Source organism: Vibrio sp. R-1 (assembly GCF_035615595.1).
In the GTDB taxonomy this organism is placed as follows: Bacteria; Pseudomonadota; Gammaproteobacteria; order Enterobacterales; family Vibrionaceae; genus Vibrio; species Vibrio cholerae.
In genome coordinates this window covers 1-15,225 of sequence record NZ_WPDC01000037.1, presented here as the reverse complement: position 1 = coordinate 15,225, position 15,225 = coordinate 1, and the positions used below count along the sequence as shown (strand labels likewise).

General features: G+C 42.7%; 12 protein-coding genes. 4 read left to right on the top strand and 8 right to left on the bottom strand.

Annotated features, from left to right (window positions below):
- Nucleotides 1-39: 39 nt before the first annotated feature.
- Nucleotides 40-588 (bottom strand): outer membrane beta-barrel protein, encoded by a 549-nt coding sequence (locus GOU96_RS09880; RefSeq protein WP_032477638.1) that lies wholly within the window; start codon nucleotides 586-588, stop codon nucleotides 40-42.
- Between the two features lie 645 nt (nucleotides 589-1,233).
- On the opposite strand from GOU96_RS09880, the gene GOU96_RS09875 reads away from it, so the two are divergent.
- The gene (locus GOU96_RS09875) at nucleotides 1,234-2,277 is read left to right on the top strand and encodes a GMP reductase (protein WP_001217709.1); all 1,044 of its coding nucleotides are present in this window, start codon (nucleotides 1,234-1,236) and stop codon (nucleotides 2,275-2,277) included.
- A gap of 288 nt (nucleotides 2,278-2,565) precedes the next feature.
- Here GOU96_RS09875 and GOU96_RS09870 read toward each other — a convergent pair whose 3' ends face one another.
- From GOU96_RS09870 to nadE, 7 genes are all read right to left on the bottom strand, one after another.
- Complete coding sequence (locus GOU96_RS09870) at nucleotides 2,566-4,602, bottom strand: hypothetical protein (RefSeq protein WP_267782267.1); 2,037 nt, start codon at nucleotides 4,600-4,602, stop codon at nucleotides 2,566-2,568.
- Nucleotides 4,595-5,038, bottom strand: a complete 444-nt coding sequence (locus tag GOU96_RS09865; RefSeq protein WP_267782270.1) for a hypothetical protein — start codon at nucleotides 5,036-5,038, stop codon at nucleotides 4,595-4,597. The genes GOU96_RS09870 and GOU96_RS09865 overlap by 8 nt, the downstream gene beginning before the upstream one ends.
- On the bottom strand, nucleotides 5,035-6,159 hold the full coding sequence (locus GOU96_RS09860) for a hypothetical protein (protein WP_267782272.1): 1,125 nt from the start codon (nucleotides 6,157-6,159) through the stop codon (nucleotides 5,035-5,037). The genes GOU96_RS09865 and GOU96_RS09860 overlap by 4 nt, the downstream gene beginning before the upstream one ends.
- Complete coding sequence (locus GOU96_RS09855) at nucleotides 6,159-7,118, bottom strand: ComEC/Rec2 family competence protein (RefSeq protein ID WP_267782274.1); 960 nt, start codon at nucleotides 7,116-7,118, stop codon at nucleotides 6,159-6,161. Before GOU96_RS09855 ends, GOU96_RS09860 begins: the two co-directional genes overlap by 1 nt.
- 802 nt (nucleotides 7,119-7,920) lie before the next feature.
- Nucleotides 7,921-9,315: a DEAD/DEAH box helicase gene (locus GOU96_RS09850; protein ID WP_033932219.1), complete on the bottom strand. Its 1,395-nt coding sequence runs from the start codon at nucleotides 9,313-9,315 to the stop codon at nucleotides 7,921-7,923.
- A gap of 188 nt (nucleotides 9,316-9,503) precedes the next feature.
- The gene (locus GOU96_RS09845) at nucleotides 9,504-10,832 is read right to left on the bottom strand and encodes an anaerobic C4-dicarboxylate transporter (RefSeq protein ID WP_001887127.1); all 1,329 of its coding nucleotides are present in this window, start codon (nucleotides 10,830-10,832) and stop codon (nucleotides 9,504-9,506) included.
- Nucleotides 10,833-11,082: 250 nt separating this feature from the next.
- On the bottom strand, nucleotides 11,083-11,913 hold the full coding sequence (nadE, locus tag GOU96_RS09840) for an ammonia-dependent NAD(+) synthetase (RefSeq protein ID WP_267782278.1): 831 nt from the start codon (nucleotides 11,911-11,913) through the stop codon (nucleotides 11,083-11,085).
- 102 nt (nucleotides 11,914-12,015) lie between these two features.
- Between nadE and GOU96_RS09835 the strand changes: the two genes are divergently transcribed.
- From GOU96_RS09835 to GOU96_RS09825, 3 genes are all read left to right on the top strand, one after another.
- Nucleotides 12,016-12,543: a nicotinate-nicotinamide nucleotide adenylyltransferase gene (locus GOU96_RS09835; protein ID WP_001915154.1), complete on the top strand. Its 528-nt coding sequence runs from the start codon at nucleotides 12,016-12,018 to the stop codon at nucleotides 12,541-12,543.
- 266 nt (nucleotides 12,544-12,809) lie between these two features.
- Nucleotides 12,810-14,351, top strand: a complete 1,542-nt coding sequence (locus tag GOU96_RS09830; RefSeq protein WP_042989075.1) for a DUF3369 domain-containing protein — start codon at nucleotides 12,810-12,812, stop codon at nucleotides 14,349-14,351.
- Nucleotides 14,352-14,400: 49 nt separating this feature from the next.
- Nucleotides 14,401-15,183: a hypothetical protein gene (locus GOU96_RS09825; protein ID WP_001961864.1), complete on the top strand. Its 783-nt coding sequence runs from the start codon at nucleotides 14,401-14,403 to the stop codon at nucleotides 15,181-15,183.
- Nucleotides 15,184-15,225: the final 42 nt, after the last annotated feature.

Sequence of the window (15,225 nt, the reverse complement as noted above, 5' to 3'; positions counted from 1 at the left end):
GTGGCCTTAGCCTATCAAAAAATGCTGTCTAAGTGTCGCTTAAAAACGATATTGCCCGCCTACGGTGAAGGAAAGACTCGAATAATCTTGCTCTAAAGGGTAGTAACTGAGCTCCATAGTCAGCGCCAAACTTTTGTCGATGCTCGATTGCACTTTCGTACCGATGCCGATATACGGATTGGTTCCTGAAAATTGACGGTTATCGCCAATCGCACCCAATTCATAGCGCTCTTTCACTTTGAATTGCGATAGCCCGCCGCGAGCGTAAAGAATCGTCAGGTTATTGATAGGCTGTTCGAAAAAAGCGCCAAAATAAAAACCTTCAACTTTGACATCAATCTTCTGTTTTTGCGTGTTTAACATTTCGGCTCCGTTGCCGATCATGCCTGAATAGCCGAGATCTAAGCCGATAAACGGCGAAAACTGGTAGTTATACCCAAACTGAGTAACCCAAGCTTCATCACTACTGGAAGGGCTATCGATACGGCTAAAGCCTGTGCTTAACGAAAAGGAATAAGGGCTATTTCCCGCATAAGCAGGAAGTGCAAAGCAACAAAAAACTATTAACCAGCCGCAAAAACGTACCATAGCCCACCTGTTTCATTCCCTGAAAGGATTAATATTTCCTCCTACTTGAAGCTGCAGCGGTGTCTGTTACCTTCGTTTACCCCAATCACATAGCCTGTCTATGTCATGAAGATTCACTCACTGACTGCGCATCTACAAATCCAAGTAGTTTGGATGCCGAATGCAAGAATAGATTTAAAGTTAAGCAATAAATGCGCCGAATGGATAAGCGTGGTGAATTATTTATACGTGATGTGAGCTTGATCGACTTCGAAAACGGAGCTTGTGAGTTGCTGGAATTTTGCTCTGCAAAAAGGTGATCAAAGTCTAATTTATGGCAATTTAAAGAGAGGGCAATCGATTGTTCAGCAAAAAGCGATATGTCGGTAATTTGACAAAATAGAACTAACGTACTGTTTGGTAAGCAATTTAAGAGTTGAGTGTTACAGAGGGGATTGTCTGGGTATGAAAACTTCGGCAGGGTAACACAAAAAAAAGTCAAATATCAGTCTTGAGAGAAAAAAAACGCGGCCTATAATGCTGAAAACCGGAGCGTCTGCCAACGCTCCGGTTTTTTTGTGTCCGAAATGTACTGACGTCTGCCAACGAAGGTACTACGCACTCTGCTAAGAGACACAAATGGTCAATTAATCAAGGAATTACACAATGCGTATCGAACAAGAACTTAAGTTAGGTTTTAAAGATGTCCTGTTTCGCCCGAAACGTTCAACCCTGAAAAGCCGTTCTCAAGTAAATTTAACCCGCGAGTTTACTTTCAAACATAGTGGTCGTCAATGGTCAGGCGTACCTGTGATTGCCGCCAATATGGACTCGGTAGGCAGTTTTGCCATGGCTAAAGCCTTGGCTGAGCATGGTGTGATGACCGCAGTACACAAACATTACACTGTGGCTGATTGGGCTGAGTTTGTGAAAAGTGCCGACAAAGCGACGCTGAACAATGTTATGGTTTCAACCGGCACATCGGAAGCCGATTTCCAAAAAACCAAAGATGTGATGGCACTGTCTGATGAACTGATCTTCATCTGCATCGATATCGCGAACGGCTATTCTGAGCACCTTGTTGAGTACGTGCAAAGGGTACGCGCTGCATTTCCTGACAAAGTGATTTCTGCGGGTAACGTCGTAACCGGCGATATGGTCGAAGAGCTTATCCTCGCGGGTGCAGACATTGTTAAAGTAGGCATTGGCCCGGGCTCTGTGTGTACGACACGCGTAAAAACCGGTGTCGGCTACCCACAACTGTCCGCGATTATCGAATGTGCGGATGCTGCGCACGGCCTTGGTGGTCGTATCATCGGTGACGGCGGCTGTACGTGTCCGGGAGATGTCGCGAAAGCCTTCGGCGGCGGCGCGGATTTCGTGATGCTTGGCGGTATGCTGGCAGGCCATGAAGAAGCAGGCGGTGAACTCATCGTAAAAGATGGCGAAACCTTCATGAAATTTTACGGCATGTCATCGAAGAGCGCGATGGACAAGCATTCTGGCGGTGTAGCAGGTTACCGTGCAGCCGAAGGAAAAACCGTACTATTGCCATACCGTGGCAGCGTACACGGCACCATTCAAGACATCCTCGGCGGCGTGCGCTCAACCTGTACCTACGTAGGCGCGGCGGAGCTTCGTGAGCTAACGAAGCGTACAACATTTATCCGAGTTCAAGAGCAAGAGAACAACGTCTACGGGCGTGAGTAAGCTTTAAATTTATCGGAAAAATCGAATGATTAAGAGCCGTTTTTAACGGCTCTTTTTTTACTCTAAAGTTAGCAAGTGGCGATAGAGGTGAAAAAATTTTGAAGCGACTATCGCAGGGCAACAAAGTTCGAACAATACAGTTCAGGTAAATTTGATATACCAGAAGTAATGAGTAACAAAAGCAAGGCATGCCCCATTGATTCAGTTCTTAATAACTACTAACCTTTATCGAAAATTAACAACCAGATTATATAATTAGGCACCTGAATAATAGGTGCCTAACTTATTTCATAGTTCAGATACAAGTTTCTGGTTGTCTGAGTCAATTTCTATTTCTGTAAATTGCTCCAAGTTGGCAGTAATATTATCTATAAAGAAATCTTGTTTTTCTTTTCCATACCCTTTGTAGAACTTTGAAATTGCGAATATAAGTTGACGATCTTTAAATTTCTCTGACTCCTCAAGTAGTCGAGTCATAGAGTCAATACTCATTGCATGTTGACCAGGTTCGTCAAAGATCAATACGCCTGGATGTACACTAGACATAACCAACAAAGACAGATAAAAAGCCCACTCAGATCTTATAAAATCACTAGCAGATGACGCCAATCGAATAGGTTGTGCACTACCTGCTGCGACATTAAAGACGCTCGGAAAAACTTTAAATGGTTGTTTACTATTAATCTTAACTTTATAAATTTCATTACTTTCGTAATGGAACTTTTCCAAGTAACTTTGAAAAATTTTCTGAAATAAGTTTATTTTTTCTTCATCACTACCAAAAGACTGCTTTATATCTCTGATCTCATTGTCTATATTGACTATTCGAGTGTTAAGACTGTTGATATTTTCTTTAAACTTCTCAAACTCTCCAGCCAATACATTAAGTCTATCCAATAAATTGGAAGTGACAAGTTCTTGCTGAATTAGTGACCTGTGTAAAGACTTATCTACGTTTGAATTCAAGTCGCGATCAAGGTTTGCTATCTTATTTCTAGTGGAGTGAATAAGATTATTATAGTAGTTACAGTCTTTGGCATAGTCTTCTTCGAAATTACTAAAGCTATCTAGGTAGCTGGAGATCATTGATATTTTACTATCTATATACTTCAATGAACTCTCATAGTTATCCTGGCTTACGACCTTATTTGGAGATATTGCAGTAATTGTATTGTCACATAGCGGACAATTATCTGATGACGAAAGTTCACTAATCAATTCGTCAACCTTTCTTGAACCAACAATGTTAGACCTTTCTTCTGAAAGTCTAGTTAAGTGGTCTGTATAGTTCTTAACTTTGTATTTTTCGGTTGCATACGCACGGTCTAACGAGGATTTCACTCTATTTAGTTGCAAAAGCCTTACCTTAAGGTCTTTTCGATTCTCACTCAAATCACAGAGATCTTTGCGTTTTTCAATATCTCGATTTCTTTTTCTTAACTTAGTGAGCTCTTTAGTTTTTAACTTGTGTGCAGTCTTTATATCTAACCAGTTAGACTCCATTTTTATTTTAAGTTGGAGGTTCAACAAAGAATCGATCTTTGATTTTTCAAATTTTTTTCCAAGTCCATTTACTACGTATGAAAGTGAGTAATCCACCCTGTCGAAATCCCTAACCGCTTGATTCCAACTTTCTACTAGTTCAGTTTTTTCACTAGATAATCTATCTTTTTCGATATCATTTTCTAAACACTGTAATGATAATAAATACTCGACCAATTTCCTCTTTGCATCTTTAATATTAAAAGAAGGCATTTGGGACATAAAATCTGACCAACCTTTAGTTTGCTCTATGAAGCAACTAGAGAATACATTCTGTAAATATAATGTGATCTTATTCGTCTCGGGGTCTCTTGGTAATTCAATACCAATGAATGTTTGAAGCCATGTATAAAAACCAAACTTATGACTGTGATCTTTTGCAGAGTGAAGGTAGTATTTACTGACTTTACCATCTTGTTGAACAATAATTGTGTTTCTATTATCTTCACTTGGCGATATTGCAGGTCTTTCAATCAAAGCAATCTCACCGTTATTATTCTCTATCTCAAGTCTTATCATCGACTGTGTAATGCTGTAGGTCGTATCTTTGTAAACAAACTCGCTAGTCAAACATTTATCCAATAGGCTAGTCTTATTCGTACTCATTCCAAGTAACTGCTCCATACCTAAATTGTAATAAATACAAGACAATATACTTGATTTACCCGTAGAGTTTTGACCTTTTATAATGTTAAGACCGCTATTAAAGTTAAATTTGAATCCGTATTTGTTTTTATTTTCACGAACATGGATTTCAGACGATACGTTATTAATCTTAAACATTATAGATTACCTTAGATCTTTCAAACGTTTTTGTTGTAGTATTAGCCAAGGCTTCTGATTTTGAGCATAAAATTGATAATTCTTTAATTTCAATTAGCTCATCAAACTTTTTGAGTCCTTTTTCAGTTAGTGAATACCTAACTCTGTTATTGTCATATGACTGACATATAACTTCATTTTTGACAAGAACTATTACCTTATGTTTCAATTCCTTATCTATGCTCCATGGAGGAATGGTGAATTTGGGAAGACTAGAGAAGTCTTGATCACACATTAACAGATCAAATAGAAAATGAAGTTTATCTAAGTAAATATACCTCGCACGTCCAGAAGTAGAATATGCAATTAAAAAGATGATTGCAGCAATTTGAAAGCTGTCTAACTTTCTTGGAGAAAGAAAACTGGTATATGGTCGTTTTTCAATATATATAGTCATTTTTTACTGAACCTAAGATTACAGACTGCCATCCATGTTGCGACATTATATTGGGCAATTTTTTTTCTATCCGTACGACTTAGATCAAATTGCTCCAGATCTTCGTTAATTACATCAAGGTGTTCTTGGTAAACGTTATTGTAGTGTTCGAGAGCTTCATGCTTTGAGCTGACGTACTTCTCCATTTTATCCCTTTCCGCTGTCTCAATAACATCTACATAGCTCTCAAAGAGAGTAGAATCTTTTTCAATTACGTTTTTGATACAAGCATCGCCAATCATTATTTTTTCTAGCTCTTTGGGTAACTCTGCTTTGTACGAATCACCATGAATCGTTTCTAATTTATTTTCTAAATGACCATAATATCCTTCATTACCAGGGCGGTTTTTCCATTCATCAACCCACAGGTTAAATTTTTCCTCATTTATTAACTTGCGGTTGAAGCCTATTAGCCTATGATTACAATCAAAATCTTCACTATTTTGGAACTCAAAACTATCAACAACCTCAGTGAGAACAGTTAAATCTCTAGTCTCAATAAAGTTGAGCACCCCGTCGTTAGGTATTCTGCTCGTTATCCCATGTAATACAATGGTATTATCTGAAGTGCAAAGTAACATTGGGCTACCAGAGATCCCTTCCATCGCTTCAGCACCATGCGAATCATCGTGAAAGTTGTTAAATGCCCCAGGAGCTGCCGAGTATCTGAATTGATTTGTTTCTAGATCATCATTGAACTTAACATTATCCAAGAAGAAAGAGTCTTTCAGAAGACTAGGTTTCATGTATGAAATAGATAATAATCTGCTGTTGGTTATCGAATTACAAAGAGTAACTGGCTGTATGTTTTCTACTTCAGAATAAAGTTTAAACAATGTTAGATCGTGTTTTTGCGCGAACTCTAGAAAGGTCAACTGTTCAAAACTTTCAATGCGCTGACCGCGAACATCTAATATTTCTACTACGCGTTCAACATCATAATTTTTTCCATAGATAACATGTCCAGCAGTAATACAGTAAGTGATATCATCCGATTTAAATAGAAAACCACAACCTACATGTAAACCGCTAGAATTGAGAGTTACGAAATTTGATTTGATGCTATTCTTTAATACTTTCATTATAAGGTAATAGTCTCTGAATAAATTAAGTTTACATGAAAACCACTTGGTAGATTATTTATCTTGATGCGATTGCAAACTTTCTCATAGTTGAAAGTAATGTTACATTCCGAATAACCATGCTCAATACTCGATAAGATTAATCGCGCTAGGGTTTCTGCATGCGGATGACCATAACTTCTAGGCCCATTAGTAGAAATAATGAAGTTGTTACAATCTATTCTTCTTAGTAACTCCATACTGGTATTGTGTTTACTCCCATGGTGAGAGATTTTTACAATATCAAACTTTATCTTTCCTTCGATTTGGTTTAATACCACCTCTGGAAGGCTATCAGACAAGAACAAAGCAGTTTTGCCCGCATGTCTGATAGTTAGTGCAATTGAAGACGCATTTACAATGTCACTGGAAATATTGTTTTTTGGCTCAGGGGGCACATTTGAGCAATCGACTTCGATTAAATCAGTTGAAACGAGCCCATCATCACTGGCTCTCCACTCAGTGAAAAGTTGACCAGCGACTACAGATGGAGGCGATAAGACTTCCACTGTGACTCCATTAAAGTCAAGAATTTTACCCGTTGTAGCTTCATCGAGTACGTAACCGTTCTTCATAAGAACTTCTTTGAGGCTGTTTCCATCCTCATAAGTCACTAGACCACTTGTATTAGTTGTTATAGTGACCTGATCAGGGTGATTCATATAAATGGGCGCTGTTTTCGGAACATATTCACTAAACTGACCGTATAGCTTTGCTATTCCTCCAATATGATCCCTATCCACATGTGTCACAAATACCGCTTGTAGTTTTGCAAGATAGTTTTCTTGTAAATATCTTTTCAAATACTTCGCTACACTGCGAGTTCCACCATCAATGAAGAATGCTTCATTGTCACACTCTACGATAAATGAATCGCCTGTCTTAGCTTTCAGCATGTGGATACGGAAAGTGTTTGCCATTTATATCAGATAGCTAGTTTTAGATAGGGTGCAACATCACACACATGAACGAATAAATCTAGTACTAAAGTCAACTTATTTGATTTGGCAAAAAGAATGAGTAGAACATCCTGAATTGAATACGCAGAGGTCTCCATGGCAGTTGAGGATTGGGTTAGTTTATCTAATGAGCAAAATACCAACTCTCTTTGTCAGCTATCTCGTTTCTGTCCAGTCCCGAGCTAGCTGATTAAATTAGCTCAGTAATATCTTGCTAGTTAGGGTTTAGTGGATTTACCTCTTGTTCAATCTGAGGCATTCACATAACTAAGGCATGGTGGGAAAGCCGCAGTAGAAAGTGATATACGACGGTATTCCATTTTACAGTCTCTGCATAGGGGATTTCTCCCGTTGCTACGAGCTGTCTGCTCGTGAGGCAGAAAGACTTTAGGATGACAATTTGATGCTGGGTATTTATCCGTTCTTTCCGATCATGAAGGCCTTCGCTTGTCTTAGAAGTCTATTGTTTTTCTGATTCCTTCATCGTTACAGCCAACATTCCCACTTTCATCCTTTGCTATTCAATCACTTTTATTTTTGAATTTCTTCAGACAAATCTCTCTGTATTTCGTCGATTACGACAGCTGAGAAAGATTGTAGCGGGAGCGATGATATCATCATGCTTGCATATTCGGTACTTTCGAGTAGTTCTTATGTGACGATGGCGGAATATCACATATTCAAAGGATTAGCGATTGGTGTTTCGAAGATGGTTGAACAAAAAGAGCCACATGATGTGGCTCTTTTGCTATTGGTTTCACACCTAAATCGGTTTAGCTGATGATGACTTTGTCACTGGTTTTGAAGAACTGCGACGAGGGCGGTTTGCGGGTTTTTTCGGCGCTGAATGAGTGCCGCCTTTTTTCGCTGTGCGAGCTTGCCCTGTAGGTTGACCTCGGTGGCCAGCTTTAGGTTTGTTTTCAGCTGCGCTGCCTTTGTTTTCTCCAGCTCCCTCTACCTTTTTAGGTTTTTTGGGCTTTTTCGGTTTCAAAGGTCGAGTGTCTAACTTTGACTCAGGGAGTTGGTTGGTCGGCTCAAATCCCGCTAAATTTACACGGGGCAGTAAGGCTTGCGTTAAACGTTCAATGGCAAATAATTCCGGCGCTTCAATGGCACTTACCAAGGATATTGCTTTACCGACTTCACCTGCACGGCCTGTTCGGCCAATTCGGTGCACGTAATCTTCAGCAATTTTCGGCAATTCAAAATTCACCACTTGAGGTAGTTGCGGGATATCAATGCCACGCGCCGCAATATCTGTTGCGACCAGAATACGCACCTCTCCCGCTTTAAAATCCGCCAGTGCTCGGGTGCGTGCGCCTTGGCTCTTATTGCCGTGAATCGCGGCCGCGGTTAAACCTTGCTCGTTGAGATAGGTCGCTAAACGGTTGGCACCATGCTTGGTACGCATAAATACCAGCACTTGTTGCCAATTCCCCTCTTTGACCAATTTCACCAGCATGTCCGGTTTCTTTTTCACATCAGCAGGATAAATGCACTGTTCAACGGTTCTTGCCGTTGAGTTGGCTGGGCTGACTGAAATTTCGACGGGGTTATTCACCAAGCCTTTGGCAAGCTCACGGATTTCGGTCGAGAAGGTAGCTGAAAACAGTAGGTTTTGGCGCTTTGCAGGCAATAATTTCAGTATCTTACGAATGTCACGAATAAAGCCCATGTCGAGCATGCGATCTGCTTCGTCAAGTACCAAAATTTCCAACTGATCAAATTTGACCGCATTTTGGTTATAAAGATCCATTAAGCGGCCTGGGGTTGCCACTAAGATATCCGCACCTTTACACATTCGCTGCATTTGTGGGTTAATTTTCACACCACCAAATACAACTGCGCTTTTGAGCGGTAGATGGCGGCCATAGAGCATGACATTGTCTTGGATTTGTGCGGCCAGTTCACGCGTTGGGGTAAGGATTAAAGCACGAACTTGATTGGCGCGAACTTTTGGCCCTTTTGCCAGCAATTCTAAAATAGGTAGCGTAAAGCCAGCCGTTTTTCCTGTGCCAGTTTGAGCTGCGGCCATCACGTCTTTGCCTGCTAAAACCGCAGGAATAGCCTGTAACTGAATCGGTGAAGGCGTGTTGTATCCTTTCTCTTCAATAGCTTTAAGGATTGGCGCAGACAGACCGAGCGAGGTAAAACCCATATATCATTCTCAACAGTAATCAAATAACGCGGGAAGTCCGCGCAAAGCCCGCCATTCTGAGGCCTTTAGTGATTAGTAGCAACCGCTATCTACAATGCCAAGTCATTTGGGGAGAGAGAGCATGAAGATTGGTCGTAAATAAAAGAGCCACATTCAGTGGCTCTTTGGCTATTGGTTACAAGCTTTGTTTAGCCGATGATGATTTTGCTGAGCACAAATCCCACACAGCAGGCTGAGATCACGGAAATCAGACCGACAGCCATAAAGGAGTGGTTGAAATACCACTTACCGATCTTGGTGGTGCCTGTGTTATCGAAGTTGACGGTGGCAATATCCGATGGGTAGTTCGGAATAAAGAAATAACCGTACAGGGCTGGCATCAAGCCAATCAGCAGTGCGGGTTCTAAACCTAACCCTAAACCAACTGGGAGCATCATCCGCGCGACTGCGGCTTGTGAGTTCACCACCACCGACACAATGAACAGCGCCAGAGCAAACGTCCAAGGGTAGTTGGTCACCATCTCCACGATGCCAGATTTAAATTGTGGCATGGCGTATTGGAAGTAGGTGTCAGACATCCATGCGATACCGAAGATGGCAATCGCAGCCACCATGCCAGATTTGAACACCACACCGTTAGGTACAGAGCGTGGGTCTGTTTTGGTGGCGAGCAAAATGATACCGCCGAAGCAGAGCATGATCATTTGAATCACCATGTCCATGCCAATTGGCTTAGTGCCTTCTTGAATGGTGCGGATCTCCGGCCACATTGCAATCACTACGATCACTAAAATCGAGGAGATAAACAGCAGCACGGAGTTACGAGCTGACGCTGGCAAGGTTTCATCGAGTGAGGTGGCGGTGGTGTTGAGGATTTTCTCGCGCCAGACGGGGTCTTGCAGTCTTGCTTGGTACTCAGGGTCGTTCTCCAGCTCTTTACCGCGTCTCAAACTGTACAGCGACATTAAAAGCGTACCAAACAGGGTGGCGGGAATCGTCACCATCAAAATAGAAAGCAAGGTAATGTTGTGGTTGATATTGGCGAGTTCGGCTAGGTAGTAAACCACGGCGGCCGAAATCGGCGAGGCGGTAATGGCGATTTGTGACGCAACGGATGCTGCTGCCATCGGGCGCTCAGGACGAATGCCGTTTTTCAGGGCAACGTCACCAATGATTGGCATGATTGAGTAAACCGCATGGCCTGTACCCAGCATAAACGTCATGGTGTAAGTGACAAAAGGGGCAATTAACGTGACACGTTTGGGGTTTTTGCGCAGCATGCGCTCCGCCACTTGCAGCATGTATTTTAAGCCGCCAGCGGCTTCAAGAATCGAGGCACAGGTGACAACCGCGAGGATAATTAACATCACTGTGATTGGTGGTGAGGTCGGTGGCATCTTGAAGACGAAAACTTCGATAACCAAACCAATCCCCGAAACGACCCCAAGCCCGATACCGCCGTATCGTGAGCCGATATACAACATCAGCAGTAGAAAAAGAAATTCTACATATAGCATCCCATGTTCCCTATATTGAAATGAAGTTATATGTATTGTCGGATTTCATTTGCAAAAATTATGAAGCAGAGTTCACAGAATTCTAGCTGGAATAAATGAGATCTCGTTATTCAGGTGGGAGTCACACTATCGGGCTGAAAAGTAAAGATTTTTAGTGATTTTTTGTAACGAGTTTGTTGCGTCAGACAAGGCGATATTTTGACTATCAAGCCAAGCGAAAGGCTTGGCTTGATGTAGGTCAATAAGGCGTCTAGTCGTAAATGGTCGGAATAGGCTGGCGCTTGTGCTGAGTTGCGTGATAAATCGCCACTAAACGCTGGCTAACTTCGGCAGGTACTGCTTTACCTTCCAAGAAATCATCAATCTGTTCATAGGTCAGGTTTAAGGCGGCTTCATCGGCTTTTTGCGGTGCTAACTCTTCAAGGTCAGCGGTAGGGGTTTTGTAAACCAACTGCTCAGGTGCGCCTAACGTTTTGGCGAGCAAGCGTACTTGGCGTTTGTTGAGGCCAAACAGTGGGGCGAGGTCACACGCGCCATCCCCAAACTTGGTATAAAAACCGGTGATGTTTTCTGCAGAATGATCGGTACCTAGCACTAGACCGCCGACATAGCCGGCAATTTCATACTGCGCGACCATGCGCGCACGCGCTTTCACGTTGCCTTTGATGAAATCAACTTTAGCCGGATCGCTTGGGATAAGTCCGGTATTCGCCAGTGCGTGGTGAGAGGCAGCATGCAAACCATCGACTCCGGCTTTGATGTTGACGGAAACCGAGTGAGTTGGGCGAATAAAGGAGAGTGCGAGTTGCGCTTCATCTTCATCTTTTTGCTCGCCGTAAGGTAAACGCACCGCGATAAATTGGTACTCCGTCGTATTGTGTTGCTGGTTGAGTTCTTCAACCGCAAGTTGAGCCAAGCGACCACAGGTTGTGGAATCGACGCCACCACTGATGCCCAATACGAGGGATTTGCAGCGCGCTTCGGTGAGCTTACGCTTAATAAAAGCTACGCGGCGTTCGATTTCACACTGTGGATCGATCGAAGGCAGTACGCGCATTTCTTCACGGATCTTGTGTTCCATAGGTTCCTTTCCTGCAAGCAATGTCAATTTTTCGGTGTATGATACCGCAATCGTTGAATTAGAAAACCGAGAAAGGGCATTTCCTGATCGGCAAGGTGCACAATGAAAAAGATTGCGGTGTTTGGCAGCGCCTTTAATCCGCCGACCTTAGGCCACAAAAGTATTATTGATTCGCTTGGTCATTTTGATTTGGTTTTGTTAGTACCGAGCATTGCCCACGCTTGGGGGAAAACCATGCTTGAATACGAGTTGCGCAGTCAACTGGTGGATCAATTCATCCAAGATATTGGCTCAAATAAAGTGCAGCGCTCTGATGTCGAACAAGCCTTATATGCTCCGCCAGAGGCCGTCACTACTTATGCGGTGTTGACGCGCTTGCAAGCTCTGTATCCGCAGGATGAGTTGACGTTTGTGATCGGGCCGGACAATTTGCTTCACTTTGGAAAATTCTACAAAGCGGATGAAATACTGCAGCGTTGGGCAGTGATGGCTTGCCCTGAAAGGTTGCCGATCCGTAGTACCGCGATTCGCGATGCTCTGCAAAATGGACAACCGATTACAGACATGACCACATCAGGGGTTGAGCGCCTTTTGCATCAGCAGCAGCTTTACACTAGCCCAAGCTTCTAAATTTTCACTGGCTGAGGATTCAGCCAGTGGATGCTCCATCGTAGCTATTTCATTCATGTTGCGGCACCTCGAGCTGCTCAATCTAGGACGCGAGCTCTACTGCACGCGTATTAACGGTGGAATGAGGCGCTGAATATGACTTTATGATGGCCCAGTCACAAACATATTCACGAATTTATCATTGAAAATAGTGCCCATACCTCTCGGACTTCAAGCTATTGTGCTAAACCTAAAGAAGGTTGAAGTGGTTTAAATATGGAGATGGCATGGATCTGTTTGCAGATATGCGCCAAGAGGCCGCAGGGGAAAAAGAACGGGTAGTCATGCATAGCCAAGAGCCTTGGTGTGTGTTGTTAGTCGATGATGATGAGCAGATGCACCAAATCACACGTTTAGCATTGACGGGGTTCAAGTTTCAAAATCGTCCCCTTGAATTAATTTCGGTTCTTTCTGGCCTAGAAGCGCGAAAAGTGATGGCGGAGCGCTCGGATATCGCACTGGCGCTGGTTGATGTGGTGATGGAAACCGAACATGCGGGCTTAGACTTGGTGCGTTACATCCGCGAAGAACTCCAGAACCGTCAAGTGCGTTTAGTACTGCGCACCGGACAAGCAGGGCAGGCTCCTGAAGATAGGGTCATCAAAGAGTATGAGATTGATGATTACAAAGAAAAAACAGAGTTGACGACTCAAAAACTGCGCACCTTGCTCTATTCTATGCTGCGTGCTTACCGAGATTTGTGCTTGATTGAAGATCAGAAGCTCGGTTTAAGTCATGTGATTGAAGCTTCTGCGAATGTTCAAAATACGAAAAGTCTCCAGTCTTACGCTACTGCGGTTTTGAACCAATTGACTTCATTGCTGAAATTGCACGCTTCAGCTTTTTATTGCGTGGCGACACCTTGTCCCGATAGTGAAAAATGTAACGCTTTAACCGTGGCAACAACTGCTGAACGGGTTGAGTTATACGTTGAATCTCCCTTTAAAGGTTTACCGGAAGACGTGCAGCGTCGTTGCAAAGAAGTGTTGAGTCAGCGCACGACTCGCGACTACGGCGATGCTTACGTGTTCTTTAAACAAGATGAACGAGGTGTTGATAGCGTTCTGTATGTAGGTTTTGAGCAGGAGCTTTCTGAACTGGATAGAAAATTGCTTGAGATCTACATGTACAACATCGGTCTTACCTTTGAAAACATTAACTTGATGGTGGATTTGCGTGAGACGTCGAAAGAGTTGGTATACAACTTAGCCAATGCCGTGGAAGCACGTAGCCGAGAAACCGGCGCACATGTACAACGTGTTGCCTTGTATTGTGAGCGATTAGCCCATTTATACGGTTTAGCTGAATCTGAGGCTGACATGATCAAAAATGCCTCACCTTTGCATGATGTTGGCAAAGTCGCCATTCCAGACAGTATCTTGCATAAGCCTGGTAAACTTGATGCCCAAGAATGGGCGATCATGCAAAAGCATGTGGAGTATGGGGTCGAAATCCTTAACCGTTCTAAACGGCGATTAATGCAAGTGGCGAAAGAAATTGCCGCCACTCATCATGAAAAATGGGATGGCAGTGGTTATCCGAACCGCTTACAAGGCGATGATATTCCCATTTCAGGCCGTATTACTGCGATAGCCGATGTCTTTGATGCTTTAGGCGCGAAACGTTCTTATAAAGATCCATGGACAGATGAACAGATCCGAGAAGAGTTAATGGCGCAAAAAGGGCGTCACTTTGAGCCGAAACTGGTTGAATTGTTGCTGGATCATTGGGATGAGTTTGTGGAAATTCGGAACCAACATCCGGATTAAGCTCTTAGAAACACGAAAGATATCACTAGGTAGCTTGGGGGCAGAGTACATGAAAAGTCGATTGATCAAGCAGATCTGTGGGTGCTATTTACCAAGCTTAACGCTGGTTTATACCCCTTTTATTCATGCATCCGATGAGCCTTCGAATTCTGTAGAAATAAAGCATAACAAGATCAAACAGCGAGTTGCTCATCTTGGAGAGCTTCCGGGATTAATTAATGCTGATGGTACCGGTCCATTTGTTGATTTAGTAAAGTTTATGGATAAAGTCGATCCTGAAGTAGAGATTGCTATTGAAGTGTTTCCTTTGCATCGCGCGGTGCATGGTGTGGTGAATCAACAAGCGGATTTTGCATTACCTGCCATTTATGTTGATGATCCGCAAGGAAAGCTCCCGTTTCGTTTTAGTTCTAAATCATTTGGCCTAGTTACGCATGTGCTTTATACAAACATCAGCCATCCGTTCACCTCTGAACAGCTCTGGAGTAACCCAGAAAAATATGTGATTGAAGCCGTACCAGACTACATGCCTTTTAAAGTTGAACGATCGAATAGTATTGATTCATCACTACAAAAATTGGCAGCCGGACGGATTGATGGGTTTGTATGGGCACAGGAAGAAGCAGATATTGCGCTTCGAAATCTGGGGATAAAGAATATTTCACGCCAACATTTTGCCGATTTTAAGGATGTATTTGTGATTCCCCTTGGCTCGAAAGGAGACGAAATAGATCAGTATTTAACAAAAATCATTTCTCAGCTTGAAGCGAGTGGGGAATTAAAAATACTCTATGAAGCTATTCATCTCCCCTATGATAACTGGCAACCTTAGACCTCTTATCTAATATACTCTTCCTACTTGAAGCTGCAGCGG